12 protein-coding genes are annotated in these 20,171 nt (G+C 69.6%); 3 read left to right on the plus strand and 9 right to left on the minus strand.

Annotated elements, in window-relative coordinates:
* Positions 1–624 precede the first annotated feature (624 nt).
* Both L107_RS03060 and L107_RS03065 read left to right on the plus strand, forming a co-directional pair.
* Positions 625–9,147: a cadherin-like domain-containing protein gene (locus L107_RS03060; RefSeq protein ID WP_159816393.1), complete on the plus strand. Its 8,523-nt coding sequence runs from the start codon at positions 625–627 to the stop codon at positions 9,145–9,147.
* A 60-nt stretch (positions 9,148–9,207) separates the two neighbouring features.
* Complete coding sequence (locus L107_RS03065; protein ID WP_159816394.1) at positions 9,208–9,726, plus strand: hypothetical protein; 519 nt, start codon at positions 9,208–9,210, stop codon at positions 9,724–9,726.
* Positions 9,727–9,753: 27 nt separating this feature from the next.
* On the opposite strand, the gene L107_RS03070 is transcribed toward L107_RS03065, so the two are convergent.
* The 4 genes from L107_RS03070 to L107_RS03085 form a co-directional block, all read right to left on the minus strand.
* On the minus strand, positions 9,754–10,779 hold the full coding sequence (locus L107_RS03070; RefSeq protein WP_159816395.1) for a hypothetical protein: 1,026 nt from the start codon (positions 10,777–10,779) through the stop codon (positions 9,754–9,756).
* Between the two features lie 154 nt (positions 10,780–10,933).
* On the minus strand, positions 10,934–11,359 hold the full coding sequence (locus L107_RS03075) for a cupredoxin domain-containing protein (RefSeq protein WP_159816396.1): 426 nt from the start codon (positions 11,357–11,359) through the stop codon (positions 10,934–10,936).
* Positions 11,356–13,458: a copper-translocating P-type ATPase gene (locus L107_RS03080; protein WP_159816397.1), complete on the minus strand. Its 2,103-nt coding sequence runs from the start codon at positions 13,456–13,458 to the stop codon at positions 11,356–11,358. The genes L107_RS03075 and L107_RS03080 overlap by 4 nt, the downstream gene beginning before the upstream one ends.
* A 94-nt stretch (positions 13,459–13,552) precedes the next feature.
* Positions 13,553–13,741, minus strand: coding sequence for a high light inducible protein (locus L107_RS03085; protein WP_159816398.1), 189 nt, complete (start codon positions 13,739–13,741; stop codon positions 13,553–13,555).
* Positions 13,742–14,156: 415 nt separating this feature from the next.
* On the opposite strand from L107_RS03085, the gene L107_RS03090 reads away from it, so the two are divergent.
* Complete coding sequence (locus L107_RS03090; protein ID WP_159816399.1) at positions 14,157–16,358, plus strand: beta-glucosidase; 2,202 nt, start codon at positions 14,157–14,159, stop codon at positions 16,356–16,358.
* Between the two features lie 4 nt (positions 16,359–16,362).
* Here the strand turns inward: L107_RS03090 and L107_RS03095 are convergent, their stop codons facing one another.
* From L107_RS03095 to L107_RS03115, 5 genes are read right to left on the minus strand one after another with little or no spacing between them, the layout of a single operon-like run.
* The gene (locus tag L107_RS03095; protein ID WP_159816400.1) at positions 16,363–16,866 is read right to left on the minus strand and encodes a hypothetical protein; all 504 of its coding nucleotides are present in this window, start codon (positions 16,864–16,866) and stop codon (positions 16,363–16,365) included.
* Positions 16,836–17,918: a glycosyltransferase family 2 protein gene (locus tag L107_RS03100; protein WP_159816401.1), complete on the minus strand. Its 1,083-nt coding sequence runs from the start codon at positions 17,916–17,918 to the stop codon at positions 16,836–16,838. Before L107_RS03100 ends, L107_RS03095 begins: the two co-directional genes overlap by 31 nt.
* 43 nt (positions 17,919–17,961) lie before the next feature.
* The gene (locus tag L107_RS03105; RefSeq protein ID WP_159816421.1) at positions 17,962–18,555 is read right to left on the minus strand and encodes a triacylglycerol lipase; all 594 of its coding nucleotides are present in this window, start codon (positions 18,553–18,555) and stop codon (positions 17,962–17,964) included.
* 51 nt (positions 18,556–18,606) lie between these two features.
* A complete protein-coding gene (locus L107_RS03110; RefSeq protein WP_159816402.1) occupies positions 18,607–19,335 on the minus strand; it encodes a peptidase in 729 nt (242 codons plus the stop codon).
* Positions 19,332–20,171, minus strand: a complete 840-nt coding sequence (locus tag L107_RS03115; RefSeq protein WP_201295786.1) for a transglutaminase family protein — start codon at positions 20,169–20,171, stop codon at positions 19,332–19,334. Before L107_RS03115 ends, L107_RS03110 begins: the two co-directional genes overlap by 4 nt.

Consider the following 20,171-nt stretch of genomic DNA (forward strand, 5'->3'; position numbering starts at 1 on the left):
CCGGGGAAGGCGACGGGGTGGACGGCGAAGGCGTCGGGGTGGACGGCGAAGGCGTCGGGGTGGACGGCGAAGGCGTCGGGGGCAGCGGGGTGACGGGGGGCAGGCAGAACTCCGCCTCGGTTCCATCGGGGCAGGTCGCCGCCCGGGCCGGGCCGATGGCGACGGCCGCTGTCAGAACGAAGCAGGGAAGGAGGGAGAAGGGGCCACCGATGGACTTCGAAGTTCGGGCGGAAGCGGCGGGCGGCGGGACCGGGGATTCAAGGCCAGGGAGACACCGAAGCAAGGGACTGGTCACACTTTTGTTTTCGGTTTCCTAGCGATAAACCCCGTATGCCGTGACGGAAAACGCGTTTTCTTGGGGCGCTATAAAGATTTTCTACAACAGCTTTAATGTTCTTGACCAGCGAATTCTAGGACTTCGCCGTGACATCGAAACAGCCCATCTCCTGTTCGCGGTCCTGGCAAGAGAGGTCGGTGGAATAAGATCCCGACGACGCGAACAGTTGGCCAGATCAAGGCATGAACATCCTCAGGATTGAGCTCCTGGCAGGACTTTCGGGTCAAGCCAGTCGTTCCGCTGCGGCCTGGGGCGAGGCCCTGTATCGACAGTTCGTGCCGCAACAATTGTTCGATCTGACCCTGCCGGAAGACATCGAGCAGCTCTGGACCAGCGCCCTGTCGAACGTCAACAGAATCCTTGAAGAGCTGCCCCTTCAGGATGACTATGCGGATCTGCTGAGTGATGCGTTTGCCAGCGCCGGCAGCGATCCTGAGCTGTTCCAGTCCCGGCTGATGGCCCTCGCTCGGGTGTTGCGGGGGCCAGGCCTTCAGCTGGCGGTTGAACGGCTCAGCGGCGGGGAGCTCCCGGGCGCCCGTGCTGCCTACACCGCCGAAGATGCCAAGGGGCGGCCGAGGATCTACATCAATGCCGACTGGCTGTACCAGGCCACCTCCGTGGAGGCCATCCAGCGCGTCCTGCTGGAGGAAGCGGGTCACGCCATCGACCAGTGGCTCAACGGCCCCCTCGATGCGCGAGGAGATGAGGGCGCCCTGTTCGCCGCCCTGGTCACCGGTGCGCCCCTGGGGGAAGCGCAGCGTGCGGCGATCCTGGCCGACGACGACCAGCACCGGCTCCTGATCGATGGCCGCTGGCTGGCGGCGGAGTTTTCCAGTGCCCCGGTACTGAACGACAGCTTCGTGGGCACCCGCACCACCGCCGAAGACACGCCCCTGGCGATCACCGGCTTGCGTGTGGCCGACAGCGACAACGGTGTGGCGCCGATCACGCTGCGGCTGCGGATCGCCACCACCGGGGGCACGACCACCCTGGCCAGTGCCGCCCTGATCACCAGCGGCAGCAACGGCAGCGCCGAATTCACGCTGGAAGGCAGCCTGGCCGCCATCAATGCGGCGATCGCCAGTGTCCTGTTCACACCGGCGGCCGATGCCAACAGCGTCAATACCGCGGTGGCGCCCAGCCTCACCCTGACGGCCACCGACCTCACCAACGGCGACGGCCCCATCAGCCTCTCCACCGGGCCGATCCAGGTCACCCCGGTCAACGATGCCCCCAGCCTGAGCACCAGCCCCCTGGTGGTGGTGGAAGGCGGCACGTCCACCTTCACGGCCGCGAACTTCCAGCTCGCCGATGGGGACAACCTGCCCGAGCAGGTGATCTACCGGATCACCTCCCTGCCGGGCAAGGGCCAGCTGAAGCTCAACGGCAATCCCCTGGTGGTGGGCTCCACCTTCTCCAGCAGCTTCGTCGGCAGCTTCACCTACACCCACGACGGCTCCCAGGTGCTGCCCGGCGGGCTCCCCGGCAGTGGCGGTGATGCCTTCACCGTGTCCGTCGATGACGGGGCCGGTGGCCGGATTCCCTCGGCCACGGTGCCGATCACCCTGACCCCCATCAACCAGGCGCCCGTCGTCAGCGGTTCGATTCCGGTCTTCGAGGGTCAGCAGGGGGTGCCCATCACCCTGACCATCAGCGACGCCGACCAGGCCTCGGGCGTGCCCCCCACGGTGGTCATCACCTCCCGGCCCCTGCGCGGCACGCTCCGCTACAACGGCACGCCGATCACGGCGCCGTTCACCCTTCCCTCCCTGGCAGGGCTCACCTACGACCACGACGGCAACGACCTCAACGGCGGCTTTCCTCCGAACGAGAGCTTCGGCGTCCGCGTCAGCGACGACGGCGGCGGCCAGGGGGCCGGCGGGGTGCTGAGCAGCAACGCCCTCATCACCCTGGCGATCCAGCGGGTCAACGACGACCCCACCCTCGGCGTCAACAACCCGATCGTCACCCCCACCGGCAGCACGGTCATCACCGCCGCCGCCCTGAGGGTCAGCGACGCCGATTCCCTCACCCCCAACCTCACCTACACCCTCACGGCGGCTCCGGAGCCGGCCCGGGGGCAGCTGCAGGTGTTCCGCGGCGGTGCCTGGGTGGGCCTGCAGGGCGGCGGCAGCTTCAGCCAGGAAGACATCGACGCCGGCCGGTTGCGCTTCAACTTCGTCAACGGCACCCCGTCAGGCACCACGGCGGGCTTCAGCTTCACGGTGCAGGACGGCGCCATCGGCCTGCTGCCCGGCGGCTTCACCCAGACCCGCGACGGCGGCATCCACACCGACAGCGCCCCCCAGCCCCTGCCGGGGGATCCGCTGACCCGGATCAACTTCAGCCTCACCTACCTCAATCCCCTGGGCAGCCCCAGCGGCGGCGGCGGCAACGCCCCCGCCACCCTGCCGCCTAATGCCGCCCCCACCCTGGCCACCAACAACCTGCTGCGCAGCAGCGAAGGCGCCACGGTGACGATCCGGGCCACGGATCTGGCCATCAGCGACAGCGACAGCAGCCCGACCGAGCGGGTGTTCCGGCTCGCCGGCGCCCCGACGGGCGGCAGCCTGCGGCTCAACGGTGTCGCCCTCAGCGCCCTGGACGGTTTCACCCAGGACGACATCGATAAAGGACGTCTCACCTTCGTGCACGACGGTGGGGAGGTTTTCGACGCCGGCTTCCGCTTCACCATCAGCGATGGCCGCGCCGTGGTCGGCGACGGGGCCGGTGATTTCCGCTTCGCCCTGCGGGTCAGCCCCGTCAACGATGCCCCCAGCGGCAGCGTCAGTGCCAGCCCGACCCTGCTGGTGGAGGGGGGCACCTTCACCTTCAACAGTGCCAACCCCGGGCCCCTGCTGGGAGCGGCGGATCGCCGCGACATCACCATCGCCGATGTCGATGGTTCGGGGCAGCAGGTGTCTGCCGGCGCGCCCGGCAACCCCAACCCCGGCGCCGATGCCCTCTGGGATCCGGGCAGCTTCTCCCAGGCCGACACGGCCGACCAGCGACGGCGGCGGATCGACACCCTGCCGGGCGATGGCGTGCTGGAGTTCGACGTCAGCGGCGGCGGCGCCTGGACCGTGATCGCTGATGGCAGCGGCGGCAGCCTCAACCGCGCCACGCTGCGCATCAGCCAGAGCCAGCTGGCGGCAGGCCGTCTGCGCTACCGCCACAACGGCAACGACGGACCGGCGGACCTGGCCGACAGCTTCAGCTTCACCCCCTTCGACCGCTTCGACGCCCCGGGCGCCCCGGTGAGGGTGCCGCTGACGATCGCACCCCTGAACGATCCGCCGCTCGCCAGCGAGAACGCACCCCTGAGCCTGGTGGAAGGCTCCCGCGGCGTGATCAGGGGCAGCAACGGCAGCGCCGGCAACGAACCGCGGCTGGTGTACGGCGATTCCGACAACAGTCCCGTCCAGCGCCAGTACCGGATCACTTCGCTCACCAGCAACGGACGGCTGTTCCTCAACGGCCGTGCCCTCGGCCTGAACAGCGTGTTCACCCAGGCCGACCTCGACGCCAACCTGATCAGCTACCTGCACGACGGCACGGAAACCAGCAGCGACGCCTTCAGCTTCACGGTGAGCGACGGCGGGGGAGACAACCCGATCAGCGGAGCCACCAACAACGTTCCTGGCACCTACGTCATCAGCGTCACCCAGGCCAACGACCTGCCCACCCTGAGCGCCCCGGTCTCCCTGGAGGTGTTCGGCAGCGGCACCACCCCGGTGGCGGTGGCCACCGCCGGGCTGCTGCAGGCGGCCGACAGCGACCTGGACACGATCGTGGCCGGTGAAACCGATCTGCTGCGGATCGAGGCCCAGCTGCTCGATGGGGCCAATGCGGTGGTGCCCTCCGGGCTGATCTCCTTCACCTCCGCCAACCCCGCCTCGCCGCGGGCGTTCCTGAGCGGCAAGGGCAGCAACAGCCTGGTGGTGCAGGGCACCCGCAGCGAAATCCATGCGGTGCTCACCAGCCTCACGGTGGCCTTCGGCGCCGACCTGGATGCCAGCAGCCTCACGTTGCGGGTCAGCGTCGACGACCGCCTCTACAGCGCCGCTGGCGTCCTGGGGGTGGGGGCCAATGGTGGGCCGGTGAACCAGAACGATGCAGCCGGTCATCCGGTGCCCATCGGCGCCGCCAGCAACCGGATCAGCCGCGACATCGCGCTGACGGCCTCAAACCTCAACGATCTGCCCACAATCACCAATCCCACGCTGTTCAGCGTCAACGAGGACGCCAGCGTCACCCTGGGCGGCTTCGTGCTGGCCGATGCCGACAGCTTCGGTCGCAACGTGACCGTGCAGGTGCAGCTGTTCCGCGATGCGGCGCGAACGGTTCTGGCCAATGCCACCAGCGAAGGGCGGCTGCTGCTGGGCGCCATCGCCGGCCTGAGCACCGCCAGCGGCGACGGCACCAACACGGTCACCCTCACCGGACCGCTGGGCGCGGTGCAGACCGCCCTCAACCTGCTGCGCTTTGCGGGGGCCCCCGACTTCAACGGTGCCGGTGGTGGCCTGGGGAACCTGTATCTGCGCACCAGCCTCACCGATTTCGGCCACGCCAATGTGCCGGCGGGCAACCGGGTGACCGTCGACAACGGCGTGCGCATCACGCCGGTGAATGATGCGCCGGTGCTGGCGGTTCCCGCCAACACCGTGATCGCCAGCGGCACCTTCATCGACATCAGCAGCGGCTTCGCCGTCCAGGACACCAGGGACACCAGCCAGGGAGCCACCGATGACATCCGGGTGACCCTGAGCGCCACCGACGCCGGCAGCGCCTACGGCACCCTGCTGATCCAGAACGCCAACGGCGCCACCCTCACCAGCAACGGCACAGCCAGCCTGCAGCTGCGCGGGACCCGTGCCCAGGTGCAGGCGGCCCTGACCACCCTCCGTTACACCCCGGCCAATCCGAACGTGGATCGGGTGGTGACGATCACCGCCACCGCCTTCGACAGCGACAACGGGGCCGAGGGCGTGGGGGTGACCGGCAACAACACCAGCGTCGCGTCCTTCACGGTGAACGTGTCGGCCACCAACGAGGCGCCTGTGCTGACGGTACCGGCCACCCGCACCGTGGTCGAGGACAGCTCCGCCAACGCCTTCAGCGGCGCCAACCTGATCAGCTTCACCGACCCCGACGACTTCGGCGCCCTCGAGCGACTCACCCTCAGCGTCAACCGCGGCAGCATCAACCTGGTCAGCCGCACGGGGTTGACCGTGACGGCGGGGAACTACGGCACACGATCGCTGACCGTCACCGGCACCAAGGCCAACCTCAACGCGGCCCTGGCCTCGCTCACCTACACCCCCACCGCCAACTTCCACGGCAGCGCCACGCTCACCGTCACCGTCAACGACCAGGGCAGCACCGGCAGCGGCGGCGCCCGGCAGGACACGAAGACCGTGGCCCTGACGGTGACGCCGCTCAACGACCAGCCCGTCGCCAGCACCAACGTCGTCCTGCCTGCCATTTCGGAAGACGTCGCCGCCGGCGCCATCGCCGGCACCACCCTCAGCAGCCTGGGCTTCGGCTACACCGACGGCACCGACAACCAGACCGCCAACGGCGGCGGCAACACCGCCACCCCCTTCTCCTTCCTCGCCGTCGTCGGCTCCACGAGCTACACCGCCTCCCAGGGGGTCTGGCAGATCTCCACCTCCGCCACGCCCAACCCCGCCGTCCCCGGCGACTGGATCAACCTCCCCAGCTCCGGTCTCTCCACCAGCGCCGCCCTCGTCTTCAGCGCCGCCAGCCGGGTCCGCTTCCTGCCTGCCGCCAACTTCCACGGCACCCCCGGCCGCCTCCTGGTGCGTCTTGCTGATGCCAGCGCCCCCCTCACCACCAGCGTTTCGGCCACCAGCACCTTCAACCTCGCCACGGCCGGCGGCACCACCGGCACCGGTGCCTGGAGCGCCGTCAACCGCACCATCGGAACCAGCGTCACCAACATCAACGACCGGCCCACGGCCACCGCCGCCAGCCTCGCCGCCACCACCGAGGACAACCCCAACCCGCCCGGCGCCACCATCGCCGCCCTCGGCTTCGGTTTCAGGGATGCGGCCGACGACCAGCGCGCCGTCACCGGCGGCGCCAATGCCGCCACGGCCCTCGGGGGCATCGCCATCACCGGCAATGCCGCCGCCGCCTCCCAGGGCGTCTGGCAGTACAACCTCAACACCGGCTCCGGCTGGGTCACCATCGGCTCCCCCTCCGACAGCGCCGCGCTGCTGCTGCCCACCTCCGCCTCGCTCCGCTTCCTCCCCAGCAGCCCGGATGTCAACGGCACCCCGGGCGGCCTCACCCTCCGCGTCGCCGACACCCCCCTGGCCTTCAGCGCCGCCACCAACCTCACGGCCTTGCTGGGGCCCACCGGCCACTACTCCGACCCCACGTCCCTGGCCACCACCGTCACCCCCGTCAACGACGTGCCGGCCTTCAGCAAGGGGGCGGATCAGGTGCTGCTGGAGGACGCCGGCGCCCAAAGCGTGGTCGGCTGGGCCACGGGCCTGAGCCGCGGCGGCGGCAGCGATGAAGCCGGCCAGGCCCTGAACTTCCTGGTCACCAACAACAACAGCGCCCTGTTCAGTGTCCAACCCACCATCGACGCCAGCGGGCGACTCACCTACACACCGGCGGCCAACGCCAGCGGCACGGCCACCGTTTCCGTGCGCTTTCGCGACAGCGGCGGCACCGCCAATGGCGGCGTCGACACCAGCGCCATCCAGACATTCCTGATCACGGTGACGCCGGTCAACGACGATTTCACCGACGCCAACGAAACCCGCTCCATCGCCGAGGACAGCGGCACCGCCACCGGCAATCTGCTGGCCGGCACCACCAGCCCCGATGGCCCGGTCTTGATCGCATCGTTCTCCATCGCCGGCCAGAGCGGCCCCTTCCCCCTCGGCTCTCCGGTCTCGGTCGCTGGTGTCGGCAGCCTCACCATCGCCGCCAACGGCACCTACAGCTTCTCCCCAGCCGCCAACTACAACGGCCCGGTTCCCCTGATCTCCTACGTCGTCACCGACGGCTCCGGTCTCAACGACAGCTCCACCCTTTCCATCACCGTCACCCCGGTCAACGACGATTTCAGCGACGCCAGCGAGACCCTCTCCATCGCCGAGGACAGCGGCACCACCACCGGCAACCTCCTGGCCGGCACCACCAGCCCCGATGGCCCGGTCTCGATCGCTTCGTTCTCCATCGCCGGACAGAGCGGACCCTTCCCCCTCGGCTCTCCGGTCTCGATCGCTGGTGTCGGCAGCCTCACCATTGCCGCCAACGGCACCTACAGCTTCTCCCCAGCCGCCAACTACAACGGCCCCGTTCCCCTGATCTCCTACGTCGCCACCGACGGCTCCGGTGCCAACGACAGCTCCACCCTTTCGATCACCGTCACGCCGGTCAACGATCCGCCGGTGGCCACCGACGACGTCTTCGGCGGACCCGTCCGGCCCACTGCCGGCACCACCGCGACGGTCAAGGTCGCCGACAACGACAGCGACCCCGATTCCCCCCTGGATCCGGCTTCGATCACGATCGTGGGCAGCGCAGGGCCCGGCCAGGCGCTGCAGGTGGCCGGGGAAGGCACGTGGAGCATCAACATCGCCACCCAGGAGATCAGCTTCACCCCCCAGGGCGGCTTCATCGGCGATCCCACCCCGATCCAGTACACGATCAGGGACCTGCAGGGCGCGCTCAGCAACCCGGCCGCGGTGACCATCGATTACGACAATCTGGCCATCACTCCCACCCCCCCGAGGCCGGAACCACGGCACGTCGACTTGTACCTGCTGCTCGACAACTCCACCTCGATGAAGGGCAGCGACCCCAGCGGCGTCTCCAGGATCGAGGCCCAGAACCGGCTGGCCTTCGAAACCCTCAAATCGGCCCTGGCCGCCGCCGGCTACGGCTATTCCCTCAAGGGCAGCAGCACCTTCCAGCCCTTCCTGGATGACACCAACCTGACGAGCAGCCAGACCCTCGCCTCCGAAATCCTCAACTACGAACTGGTGGACGACCCCACCGACGGCAGCAGCACCAATGCCAGGTCGATCACGATCCACACCGTCGATTTCGGCTATCTCGTCACCCACAGCGAAATCACGTTCAGCGGCAGCAATCCCGACTTCGGCGAGCTGCTGGCCCGGGATGTGTTGCTCACCCAGACCCCCGACATCACCTACGGGGCCACCACCAGCCCCGACTGGATCGCCCGAGGCTTGCCGGCCCCGAACAGCCTTGATGCCTACACCGCCCCCGGCACCAGCGGCAACCGCTACAGCGGCACCGAGATGCTCGGGGCGCTGGTGGCCCTCGACCGGCTGCTCGTGAAGGAGCTGCCCAACGTCGCCCTCGACACGCTCGTGTCGGTGGCGATGATCACCGACGGCCGGCCCGAACGGCGCCCCTGGTGGGACAACCGCCCCGACCTCGGCCAGGGCTGGACCGGCACCAACGTCGCCCTGCCCACCAGTTCATGGCTGGATGGGGATCCGATCCTCAGCTCGGGGCTGCGTTACACCAGCAGCGGCACCCCGATCCGGGTGCCGACGGCCGCGGGTGTCGACATCTGGGCCCAGGCCCAGGCCTCCCTCAACAGCACCCTGGACACCGTGGCCGCCAGGGCGGGTGCCAGCAACGTGAACGTGCTGGCGATCGGCATGGGCGATGGGGGGATCTCCAACTGGAACGCCATCTACACCGATCTGTTCACCAACCAGACCTTCGATGCCAGCCGCAGCTGGAACTACCAGTTCTCCACTTCCGGCCAGCTGCCGCAACTCTCGGGGTGAGGCGCCATTGCGCCGCTGCCGGCGTGCACGGCAGGCTGGAAGCCATTCGTCCCGATGGCCATGACCCGCGAGCACGATCCCTTCCGCATTCCCCGCGCCGGCTGGGAAGCGGCCCCCCTGGCGGGGCTGGCCTCGGTGGATCTGAACTGCAACGGCGGCGCCGTCAGCGGCGGTGAATTCGTTTCGGAATCCACCGTCGGCGGGGTCCTGCTCTACGCCACCTACCAGGCCCTGCTGAGCGCCCTGCGCACCGAAGCGCTGCGCCGGCGGGGCGAGATCGACCGGCTCACCCAGGTACGGCTGGTGCTGGCCACGAGCCTGGAATCCGCCCGCACCGGAGTGGCCGTGGGGGCCGTGCTCTCGGTGGTGCTGCTGGTCTTCCCCTGGCTGGCGGCACCGATGGCCGTGCTGGGGGCGGTGGGCACGGCCAAGGCCTCCCTCGACCTGTTCCATGCCTTCTGGGATGGCCTCGACGCCGAGCAGAAGCTGCAGGTGACGATCGCCGCCCACGAGGCCGGAGTGAACCTGCGCCGGTTCTTCAGCGACGGCGGCGAAGGTCTGGGACCGGTCGCGGGCTGATCGGCCCCTCCCTCACTGCCCCCTGACTCAGCGGCCGCCGCCGAACAGCTGCAGCAGCAGCCCGCCAAGGGCCTGCCCCAGGGCTTCGCTGTCGCCGCCCTGGACCACCTGCCCATTGGCATCCACGGGCTGGAGGGCCTGGTTGAGCTGGGCGGTGGTGGCCGTCGTCGTGCTGCGGAAGCCCAGAGTGAAGACGCCGCCCCAGCCCATCTGGATGTCGGAGCGGTACTGGTCGGCGTTGACCCTGGACTGGACGGCCGCCGCCGAGCCGTTGGGCATCTGGATGCTCCACGGACCGTTGCCCTGGGCGGTGAACCGGAGCGTGCGCAGCGGGTTGGAAGCCGGCAGCCTGTCGAAGGTGAAGGCCAGGGTCTTGGAGCCGTTGGTGTTGTTCTGGACGATCTCGTAACGGCAGGTGCCGTTGTAGATGGAGATGCCGGCGTTCGTCCCGGGGCAGGTACCGCTCTGGCGGGTGCGGGTGAAGGGCGGCTGGAAGCCGGCGGTGGGGAACTGGCCGTTGGTCGTGGCGCCGCCCGGCCCCCAGGTGGAGCCGGCCCCGCCGATCACCGTGCCCTGGCCGCCCGGGGTGCCGGCGGCGGCGCCGAACACCCAGGGGTTCAGCCGGGGGTCGAAGCGGGTGCGCTGACGGTTCGTCCAGCAGCCGCGCAGGTTGAAATTGCAGTAGCGACCATCGGCGAAGGTGACGTCGACGATGGGATTGCTGACCAGATTGTTCTCCAGGGTGCGGCGCGCCCGGCGTCCGAATTCCCGTTCCGTTTCGGCCAGGGCCGCACCGCTGGCGTTGAAGCAGACGCTCACGGAGCTGTCGCAGATCACCCCCTGCACCGGAAAGGACAGGGCCCTGTTGCCGGGCTGGCCGTAACCGGGCCCCCCGGAGCCGCCCCCACCGCCCCAGGGCGTGGTCTGCACCGGGGTCTGCTGGGTCGGCGTTCCCCAGGGGTTGCCCTGGGCCCGGGCCTGCGGCGCCACCACGGCCAGCGCGACGAACAGCAGGGAGGCCTGGCTGAGATGGGCGCTGAAACGTCTGCTCATCAAACCTGCAACTCGCTCATGGGCCTTGGAATCAACGATACCAGGATTGGTCTTTCGAACCCTTTTTATCTGGCCATCTGCAGCATCCAAGCAGAGGAATTGTCAAGGTTGGTGATCACAAGCCAGCTCGAAAGCCGCTCTCCATCTTTCCCCATCACTCCGCCTCCAAGCTGCCGCGCACCATGGCCATGCCGCAGTGAAACGGGTAGGAGCCCGGCCGCTCGGGCCGCAGTTCGATGCAGGTGGTGGCCCCCAGGGGCAGGTCGAGGCTGCGCTGGAAATCCGGGAAGATCACCCGGGCCACGCAGCCGCTGGGATCGGTGCGGTGGAACAGCAGGCGCACCGGCCGGCCCGCCCTCACCCGGATGCGGGAGGGCAGGTAGCCGCCCTGGACCGTGATCGTGATCTCCTGCATTCCCTGCTCCCCTTCGTCGGCCGCCACCCCGGCGCCATGGGGGCCAAGGAACCACCACAGCTCCGCCGCGATCAGGGCCAGCCCGGCCGCCGCCACCAGCACCTGCAGGGCCAGTGGCTGGGGGATCGTGCGCCAGAGCGGGGCGGCCGCCTCGTGGGGTGTCATGCCCCGGCCCCCGAGGGACGCAGGCGGGGCCGGAAGCGACGCAGCCGCAGGGCGTTGCTCACCACCGACACCGAACTGAAGGCCATGGCCGCCCCCGCCAGCATCGGGTTCAGCAGCCAGCCGGTGAGCGGGAACAGCAGACCGGCGGCGATCGGGATCCCCGCCACGTTGTAGGCGAAGGCGAAGAAGAGGTTCTGGCGGATGATGGCCATGGTGCGGCGGCTGAGCTCGATCGCGGCCGGCACGCCACCGAGGTGACCCGAGAGCACGGTGATGTCGCTGGCGGCAATGGCCACATCGGTGCCCGTGCCCATGGCGATGCCCACATCCGCCCGGGCCAGGGCCGGGGCGTCATTGAGGCCGTCCCCCACCATCGCCACCGGCCCCTGCCCCTGCTCCTGCAGCCGCTGCACCACCGCCGCCTTGTCGCCGGGGCGCACTTCGGCGATCACCCGCACGATGCCCACATCGGCCGCCACCACCTCGCTGGTGCGGCGGGCATCGCCACTGAGCAGCACCACCTCGAGCCCCAGGCGCCGCAGGGCGGCGACGACGGCATGGGCCTCGGGCTTGATCGGATCGGCGATGCCGAAGCAGGCCTCGATTCGGCCGTCCACCGCCACGGCCGCCACGCTGCGGGCGGCCCGCTCCAGCCGCGCCACCACCGGATCCAGGCTGGTGGTGTCCAGGCCCGAACGCTGCAGCCAGCGGGGGCTGCCCACCCGCACCTCCTGGCCGGCCACGCCGGCCAGCACGCCGGACCCCGTCCTGGCCTCGAAGAACTGCACCGTGGGGAGATCGCCGTCGCCGCAGCGGCCCGAGGCGTAGGCGACGATCGCCTCGGCCAGGGGATGCTCCGAGCGTGACTCGACGGCCGCCACCAGGGCCAGGAGACTTTGGGCAGGATGCCGGCCGCCGTGGAGCCGCTCGAAGTCGGTCACCTCCGGCTGGCCCATGGTCAGGGTGCCGGTCTTGTCGAGCACGATGGTGCGCAGCCCACCGGCGGTTTCCAGGGCCTCGGCGCTGCGGAAGATCAGGCCGTTCTCGGCCCCCTTGCCGGAGGCCACCATGATCGCCGTGGGGGTGGCCAGACCCAGGGCGCAGGGGCAGGCGATCACCAGGACGCTGACCAGAAACAGCGTCGAGAGCACCACGTTGCCGCTGACCAGGAACCAGACCACGAAGGTGGCGATGGCGATGGCGATGACCACCGGCACGAACCAGCCCACCACCTGATCCGCCAGGCGCTGCACCCGGGTGCGGGAGCTCTGGGCCTGGCGCACCAGCTCCACAATGCGGGCCAGCATCGTGTCCTCACCCACCCGGGTGACGCGGAAGGTGAAGCTGCCGCTGCGGTTCATGGCGGCGCCGATCACCCCATCCCCAGGGCCCTTGGCCACCGGGGTGGGCTCACCGGTGAGCATCGACTCCTCCACCCAGGAGCTGCCCTCCACCACCACCCCGTCGAGGGGCAGCGTCTCCCCGGGCCGCACCTGCACCAGATCACCCACCGCCACCGTGGCGACGGGGACCTCCGTGGCGATCCCCTCCCGCAGCACCCGGGCCGTGGGCGGCTGGAGCTGGAGCAGCCGCCGGATCGCCTCGGAGGTCTGGCCGCGGGCCCTGGCCTCCAGCAGCCGGCCCAGCAGCACCAGGGTGAGGATCACCGCGGCGGTTTCGTAGTAGACGTCGGCCGGGAGACCCTCGGCGGTGAGCACCCCGGGAAAGGCGGTGGCCACCAGCGAGGCCAGCCAGGCGATGCCGGTGCCGGCGGCCACCAGGGTGTTCATGTCGGCGCTGTGGCGGCGCAGGGACGACCAGGCGCCGCTGAAGAACTCCCGCCCGCACCAGAACAGCACCGGGGTGCTCAGCGCCAGCTGGGTCCAGGGGCTGGTGAACCAGCCCGGCAGCCACCTGAGGTGGACGCCGAGCATGTGGGGCAGGGTGGCCACCACCACAAGCCCCGTGAGCACGGCCGCCACCGAGAGACGGCGGCGCAGCACGGTGAGCTCCTGGGCCAGCTCCCTGTCCATCCCCGTCGTGGCAGCGGCCGCCGGCTCGGCGGCGCAGCAGGGGGAGCCCAGGGTGGAAATGCTCATCGGGACGGACCGGGCCGGGACCTTGGGCTTCACCGTATGGGCTCCCCTGGACTGGAGAGTCAAGCCTTGGGGCCATCCAGCCTCGCGGGCGGGTTCAACCCTGGGGCAGCAGAGCCCCGAGCCCCATCTGCCCCAGGATCCCCGAGCCGGTGAGGGCCTCGATGGTCAGACCGATGCCGAAACCGAGCATGGCCAGCCGGCCGTTCAGCCGCTCGGCGCGGCCGTGGAAACCCCAGCCGCTCTCGCTGCCAGGACTGGCCAGGTACATGGGTGGCTCGATCACCCGAGGATCGAGGAGCGGGGACGCTTCGGAATCCCAACGTGCGCCTTCTGATTCCGCGAAGTGGTGGACATGGAGCTTTTTCGGAATCCTTACAGGAATGGGCATGGTGATGTCTCGCATTGGAATGATTGTGGTGTGGGTTGGAGGCTGAGGCAGGTTGTCAGCGCTGTCGACTCTGGCTGGTCCGTGATGACCAGAGACCTCCTTCCTGTCCACAACCTAGGGAGAACGTCATGGAATCAATCAGCTGCAGCCGATTGATTCCGTCCTGGGGCGGATAACCCACCCTTTCGATCAGTCAGACGCAGCAGATGTGGGCCAATCAGGGTGAAACCCGTACGCCAGCAAAGCTGTGCCGCGATCCACACATCGCGGCGGAATTCTCGTCTGCCAGCCCCGCCCCTAGGCTGGATCGGTGCCCACCTGCCCCGACTGGAGTCGCCTGGAGACGCAGGCCCGGACCCAGCTGCAGCGGCTCAGCCTGGGTGAGAAGCTCGCCATGCTCGACGGCGACACGCCGTTCTGGGGGGGGCTGGCGGCCATCGCCTTCCACGACGCCGCCCACCGCCGCCCCTGGCCGGCCGGGGTGGTGGAGCGCCTGGGCATCGGCGGTCTGCACTTCGTCGACGGCCCCCGCGGGGTGGTGCTGGAGGGCGGCGCCACCACCTTCCCGGCCCCCATCGGCCGCGGGGCCAGCTGGGACGTCGATCTGGAGGAGCGGATCGGCGAGGCCATGGGGGCCGAGGCCCGCAGCTTCGGGGCCAACCTGTTCGGTGGAATCTGCGTGAATCTGCTGCGGCATCCGGGCTGGGGCCGGGCCCAGGAGACCTACGGCGAGGACCCGGTGCACGTGGGCGCCCTGGGGGCATCGGCGACCCGCGGTGTGCGGCGCCATGCCATCGCCTGCCTCAAGCATTTTGCGCTCAACTCCATCGACAGTGCCCGGTTCCGGGTCGATGTGGCCGCCAGCGAGCGGGTGCTGCAGGAGCTCTACCTGCCCCAGTTCCGCGATGGCGTGGAGGCCGGCGCCCTGGCGGTGATGAGCGCCTACAACAGCGTCAACGGGGCCTGGTGCGGCCAGCAGCCCCACCTGCTGCGGGAGATTCTCAAGGACCGCTGGGGCTTCCGCGGCTTCGTGCTCACCGATTTCATCTTCGGCCTGCGCGACGGCGTGGCGGCCCTCCAGGCCGGCCAGGACCTGGAGATGCCGTTCCGGATGATCTTCGCGGCGACGCTTCCGGAGGCGGTGGCAACGGGACGGGTGCCGGAGGCCCTGATCGATGCGGCGGTGCTGCGGTTGCTACTGGCCCAGGCCACGGTGCCCGCCGGCTCCTATCCCCCAGCGCTGCGCGGCTGCCATGCCCACCGGCAGCTGGCGCGGGAGGCCGCCGCCGGCTCGATCGTGCTGCTCCGGAACGTCGGCCATGTGCTGCCCCTGAGGGGCATCGCGTCGCTGGCGGTGATCGGCCCGATGGCGGACACCGTCAACCTGGGGGACCGGGGATCCTCCGACACCCGGCCGGCACCGGGGTCGGTGCTGACGCCCCTGGCCGGCCTGCGGGCGGCGACGCCGGAGCTGTGCCTGCACCACGACGACGGCGGTGAACCGGCCCGGGCCGCGGCCCTGGCGGCCCGCAGTGAGGCGGCCCTGGTGGTGGTGGGCCTGGACTGGCGCCACGAGGGGGAGCACATCCACCCGGGCGACCTGGCTCCGATCCTGCGCCAGGCGCCGCCCCCCGCCTGGCTGCTGCGCCTCTGCGGCCGGCGCCGGCTGCTGCCGATCTGGACGGCGGTGGCGGCGATGGTCGCCGGGGTGACGCGCTTCGGCACGGCCCGGGCCGGCGGTTCCTTCGCCTCCGGCGATCGCACGGTGCTGGAGCTGCCGCCAGCGCAGGAGGGCCTGATCCTGGCGGTCGCCGCCGCCAACCCACGCACGGTGGTGGTGCTGATGGGGGGTGGGGCGATCCTGTGCGAGACCTGGCGGCAGCGGGTGCCGGGCCTTCTGTTGCTCTGGTATCCCGGTGAGCAGGGCGGCGCGGCCCTCGCCGACGTGCTGCTGGGCCGGATCTCCCCGTCGGGGCGGATGCCCTTTTCGGTACCCACCGAGGCCGGCCACCTGCCGCCGTTCGATCCCCGGGCCCGGCACATCACCTACGACCTCTGGCACGGCTACCGCCGGCTGGCCCGCAGCGGGCAGCCGGCGGCCTTCCCCTTCGGCTTCGGGCTCTCCTACAGCCGCTTCCGCCATAGCGATCCTGCGCTGACGTGGCTTCCCACCCCGGCGGGGGACGAGGGAGCGGTGGAGCTGGCCGTCACGGTGACGAACACCGGCACGCTGGAGGCCGCCGAGGTGGTGCAGGTCTATCTCGAGCCGCCAGGGGAGGCCGTGGAGCGGCCGCGGCGCACCCTGGTGGGCTTTGCCCGGGTGTGCCTGGCGGCGGATGCGAGCCGACGGGTGGCGGTGGAGATACCCCTGAGGCGTCTCGCCTGGTTCGATCAGGGGCGTGACGCCTTCATGCTGGAGAGTGGCCGGCACCGGCTGTTGGTGGCCCGCCACGCCGAGGACGGCGGGATCAGCGTGGACCTTGACCTGGTGGGTGGGGTGGTCGGGCGGTAGGGCATCAGCGGTCAGAAGAATCCCGGTCCCGCATGGTCAGCAGCAGAGGCTGAAGCCTCAGACGGTTGTAACGCTGAAGCCAGAGGCAGGGCAGGTTGAACAGGGTCGCAAAGACCAGGTTGATGAGCACACCGGCGGGCGGCAGCCAGAGGGCCGTCACGATCCAGAAGGGCCAGATGGCCAGGTGCACCAGTTCGGCTCGCCTGGTCTCCTCAACGAGGCGCTGCAAGGTGGCAGGATCACGGCTGACCAGGCTGTTCTTGCGCACCCCTCCCGGCAGGGCGGCGCCGGCATCCGGAAGCAGGGACTTCCAGCGCAGGATCCCCAGACGCCGCTCATACACCTCTTTCGTCTCCGGCCAGGGGCGCGGCCTGGTGAGCCAGCTGTCGCCCTCCAGGGCCGCCTGGGGCAGGCCGTGGGCCAGCCCACCGATCAGCACCGACCACAGCAGCCAGCCCAGGGCACAGGCCAGAGCCGCTAGCGCGTTGGAAACTGCCTGCCCTTCCATTCGATCGTGCCCCGTTGGAGATTCAGGATCGCCAGGACGAACACCGCCAGGAAAAACAGAACAGGAATCGGAAACACCAGGCAGATCCAGGCGAAGTTCCCCACGCGCCTGGTGAGAGCGACCAGCTGCACGGCAAAGGCGAGGTAGAGCAGCAGATTGGGGAGAACGGCAGGCTGACCCATCAGTGGCCACCCCAGCAGGGACGCCGGCAGGCACCAGGCGGCCCAGAACAGGCCGGAGATCCACAGCAGCACCGCCAGCATCCAGGCCCATCGCACCTCACCGGCGGCAGTGGCGAAATTTTTGGCGAAGCCCGTCACCATGTCGTGAAATCCGCCGGGATACATGCGGTACTCGATGAGTCCGTCGCCGATAAAGGCACTCACCGGCAGACCGGCCTTCTCGTACAGATGGCCCATGAACCAGTCCTCCACCACCTTGCCGGCCACGGCTTCATGGCCCCCCACCCGGTCGTAGTCAACACGGCTGGTGGCCATGGCCGGACCGAACGCCACGCCGCAGCCCTGCCCCATGGGCACCGCCATCAACCCCACGAGGCTGAACAGGATCGAGAGCTGCTCGTAGGCCTTTTCGGTGCGATGGAACGGCTGCACCGACACAAGCCCTCCCAGTTGCTGCTGGGCCGCCACCAGCCGAGCCAGAAAGGCGGGATGGGGCTCGGTGTCGGCATCGAGGAAAACGAGGATCTCGCCCTTGCTGGCCCTGGCGCCGTGGTGCAGTGCCCAGGTCTTGCCGCACCACCCGTGCGCCAGAGGAGGCGGTTGGACCACTCTCGCCCCGGAGGCCGTCGCGATCGCCGCGGTGCGATCGCTGGAGTGATCGTCGATCACGATCACTTCCAGGGGGGTGAAGGTCTGCGCCTGGAGCGCCGGCAGAAGATTCGGGAGGGTGCCTTCCTCATCGCGGGCGGGAATCAGCACGGAAACGGAAGGACGTCCCTGGAGCTCGGCCTCGGGAAGCCGGAACAGCCTCAAACAGAGCGCCCAGCCCAGCAGCCAGCGCACCACAAGGGAAATGGCGACAAGGTCCATCGGTTGTCGCCGGATTGAGAAGACACGACAAGATAAACGGCAATCAGCCTGGAAGCCCCGGACCCGGTCCTCCCGGATCCGGCCTCAGCAGTTCATCCACCAAAGCCCGCAGGGCGGCCGGGTGGGTCATCAGCTGGTGGTGGTAGCGCACCGGCATGCAGTGGCCCGGGCCGAGCGGCAGCACGGCTCGCCAGGCCGGCATCACCATCAGGTCCGGATGGCAGTAAAAGCTGCAGCACTCCACCGGCTCCAGGGTGGCCAGCTGGCTGTTGAGGCGCACCAGCAGGGGGCTGCCCGCCTTGAGGTCGGCGATCCCGGCCAGCGGCCAGCTGGGCCAGGGACCGGCGGTGAGGGTGCCCTGCTGGGGGCTGCCGACGCTGATCAGCCGCCGCGTGCGCCGATGGCCGCCCCGCAACTGGATCCAGGTCCGGGCGATCACCCCGCCCATGGAGAAGCCCAGCAGATCGACGGGCTGCTGGGCACCAAAGGCCGCTTCGATGTGGAGGCCGAGCAGGTCGGCCTGCTCCTCGATCGGCGTGAGCCCGAAACGATGGGGCAGATGGGGCATCAGCAGGGGCCCGCGGCGCCCCGCCAGCAGTCGCTGCAGGGGATCAAACAGACGGGGGGTGTCCCACATCCCGTGGATCAGCACCAGCGGTGGGGGGTCGCCTGCGGGGGCGGGGGCCACCTACCAGACCAGTTCCGGCAGCTCCCGGAACACCTTGCGCACCCCCACGCTCCACTCGGCGCTGAGGTCCTTGAAGTAAGCGTCCCCCTCACTGAAGCGGCGGCGGTGGAGGATCTCGAAGCGGTCCTTCTCGTAGACGAGCAGGTCGATGGGCATCCCCACCGACAGGTTGCTGCGCATGGTCGAATCGAACGACACCAGCACGCACTTGGAGGCCTCTGCCAGCGTCGTGTCGGAATGGATGACCCGGTCGATGATCGGCTTGCCGTACTTCGCCTCACCCGTCTGCAGGAAGGGCGTGTCCTCGCCGGCCTCGATGAAGTTGCCCTCCGCATACATGCGGAACAGCCGCGGCGCCTCGCCCCTGATCTGGCCGCCCACCAGGAAGGAGGCGTTGAAGCTGGAGCCGGAGGCCTTCAGGTACGGGCCATCGCGCTGCTCGATCGCCCGCACCGCATCCGACACCAGCACCATCACATCGAACATGGTCCGGGCCGTCCAGACGCTGGGCTCCCCGTCGCCGTCCTCGGCCCGCTGTCGCAGCAGGCCGATCACCGCCTGGGTGCCGGCCAGGCTGCCGGAGCTGAGCAGGACGAGCACCCGGTCGCCCTTGCGCTCGAACACGGTCATCTTGCAGAAGCTGGCGAAATCATCCAGCCCCGCATTGGTGCGGGAATCGGAGGCGAACACCATGCCACTCTCCAGGAGCACCGCCACGCAATAGGTCATGCCGTCCACACCTGGAACGACACCAGCTCGGACGGGCCGAAGCTGGTGGTGAGGGCCACGTCGGCGGCATCCCGGCCCCGGGCCATCAGGATCCGGCCGATGCGGGGGGGGTTGTTGCGCGGGTCGAACACGTGCCAGCCGTCGCCGAGGTAGACCTCGAACCAGGCATGGAAGTCCATGGCCGTGTGGGGCGGCGGCACCTCGATATCGCTCAGATAACCGGTGCAGTATCGCGCCGGGATGTTCATGCAGCGGCAGAGGGCGATGGCCAGGTGGGCGAAGTCACGGCACACCCCCTCCCGGCTTTCGAAGGTCTGCAGGGCCGACTTCGTCGGGCTGGAGCGCCCGTAGTCGAAGCGCACGTGCTGATGGACGAAATCGCAGATCGCCTGCACCCGCTCCCAGCCGCCCGGGACCGCCTCGAACCGTGACCAGGCGAGCGGCGACAGCAGATCGGACTCGCAGAAGCGGCTGGCCAGCAGAAACAGCAGGGTCTCCTCCGGCAGGTCCTCCACCGGCTGCTGCGTCAGCCAGGGCAGCACCGGATCGGGCCGACCGGAATCCGCCACCACCCCATGGCCGTGCAGGCGCAGCTCCCCGGCCGGCGCCACCAGGCGCTGGCAGTGGTTGCCGAAGGAGTCCACATACGGGCGCAGCGGCACCGGCGGATCCACCTGCAGCAGGTCGGGCTCCAGCAGATCGCCGGCCCGGCTGGCGTGCACCCCCAGGGTCACGATCAGGGGCGTCGGGGCGGGAAAGCGCAGCACCACATCGAATCCCACCTGGATCTCGATCGGGTGAAGCGGTGGCGCCGGTGGGCTCGGTGGTGTGTCCAT

The sequence above is a fragment of the Cyanobium sp. Copco_Reservoir_LC18 genome (assembly GCF_009834675.1).
Taxonomy (GTDB): domain Bacteria; phylum Cyanobacteriota; class Cyanobacteriia; order PCC-6307; family Cyanobiaceae; genus Cyanobium; species Cyanobium minutissimum.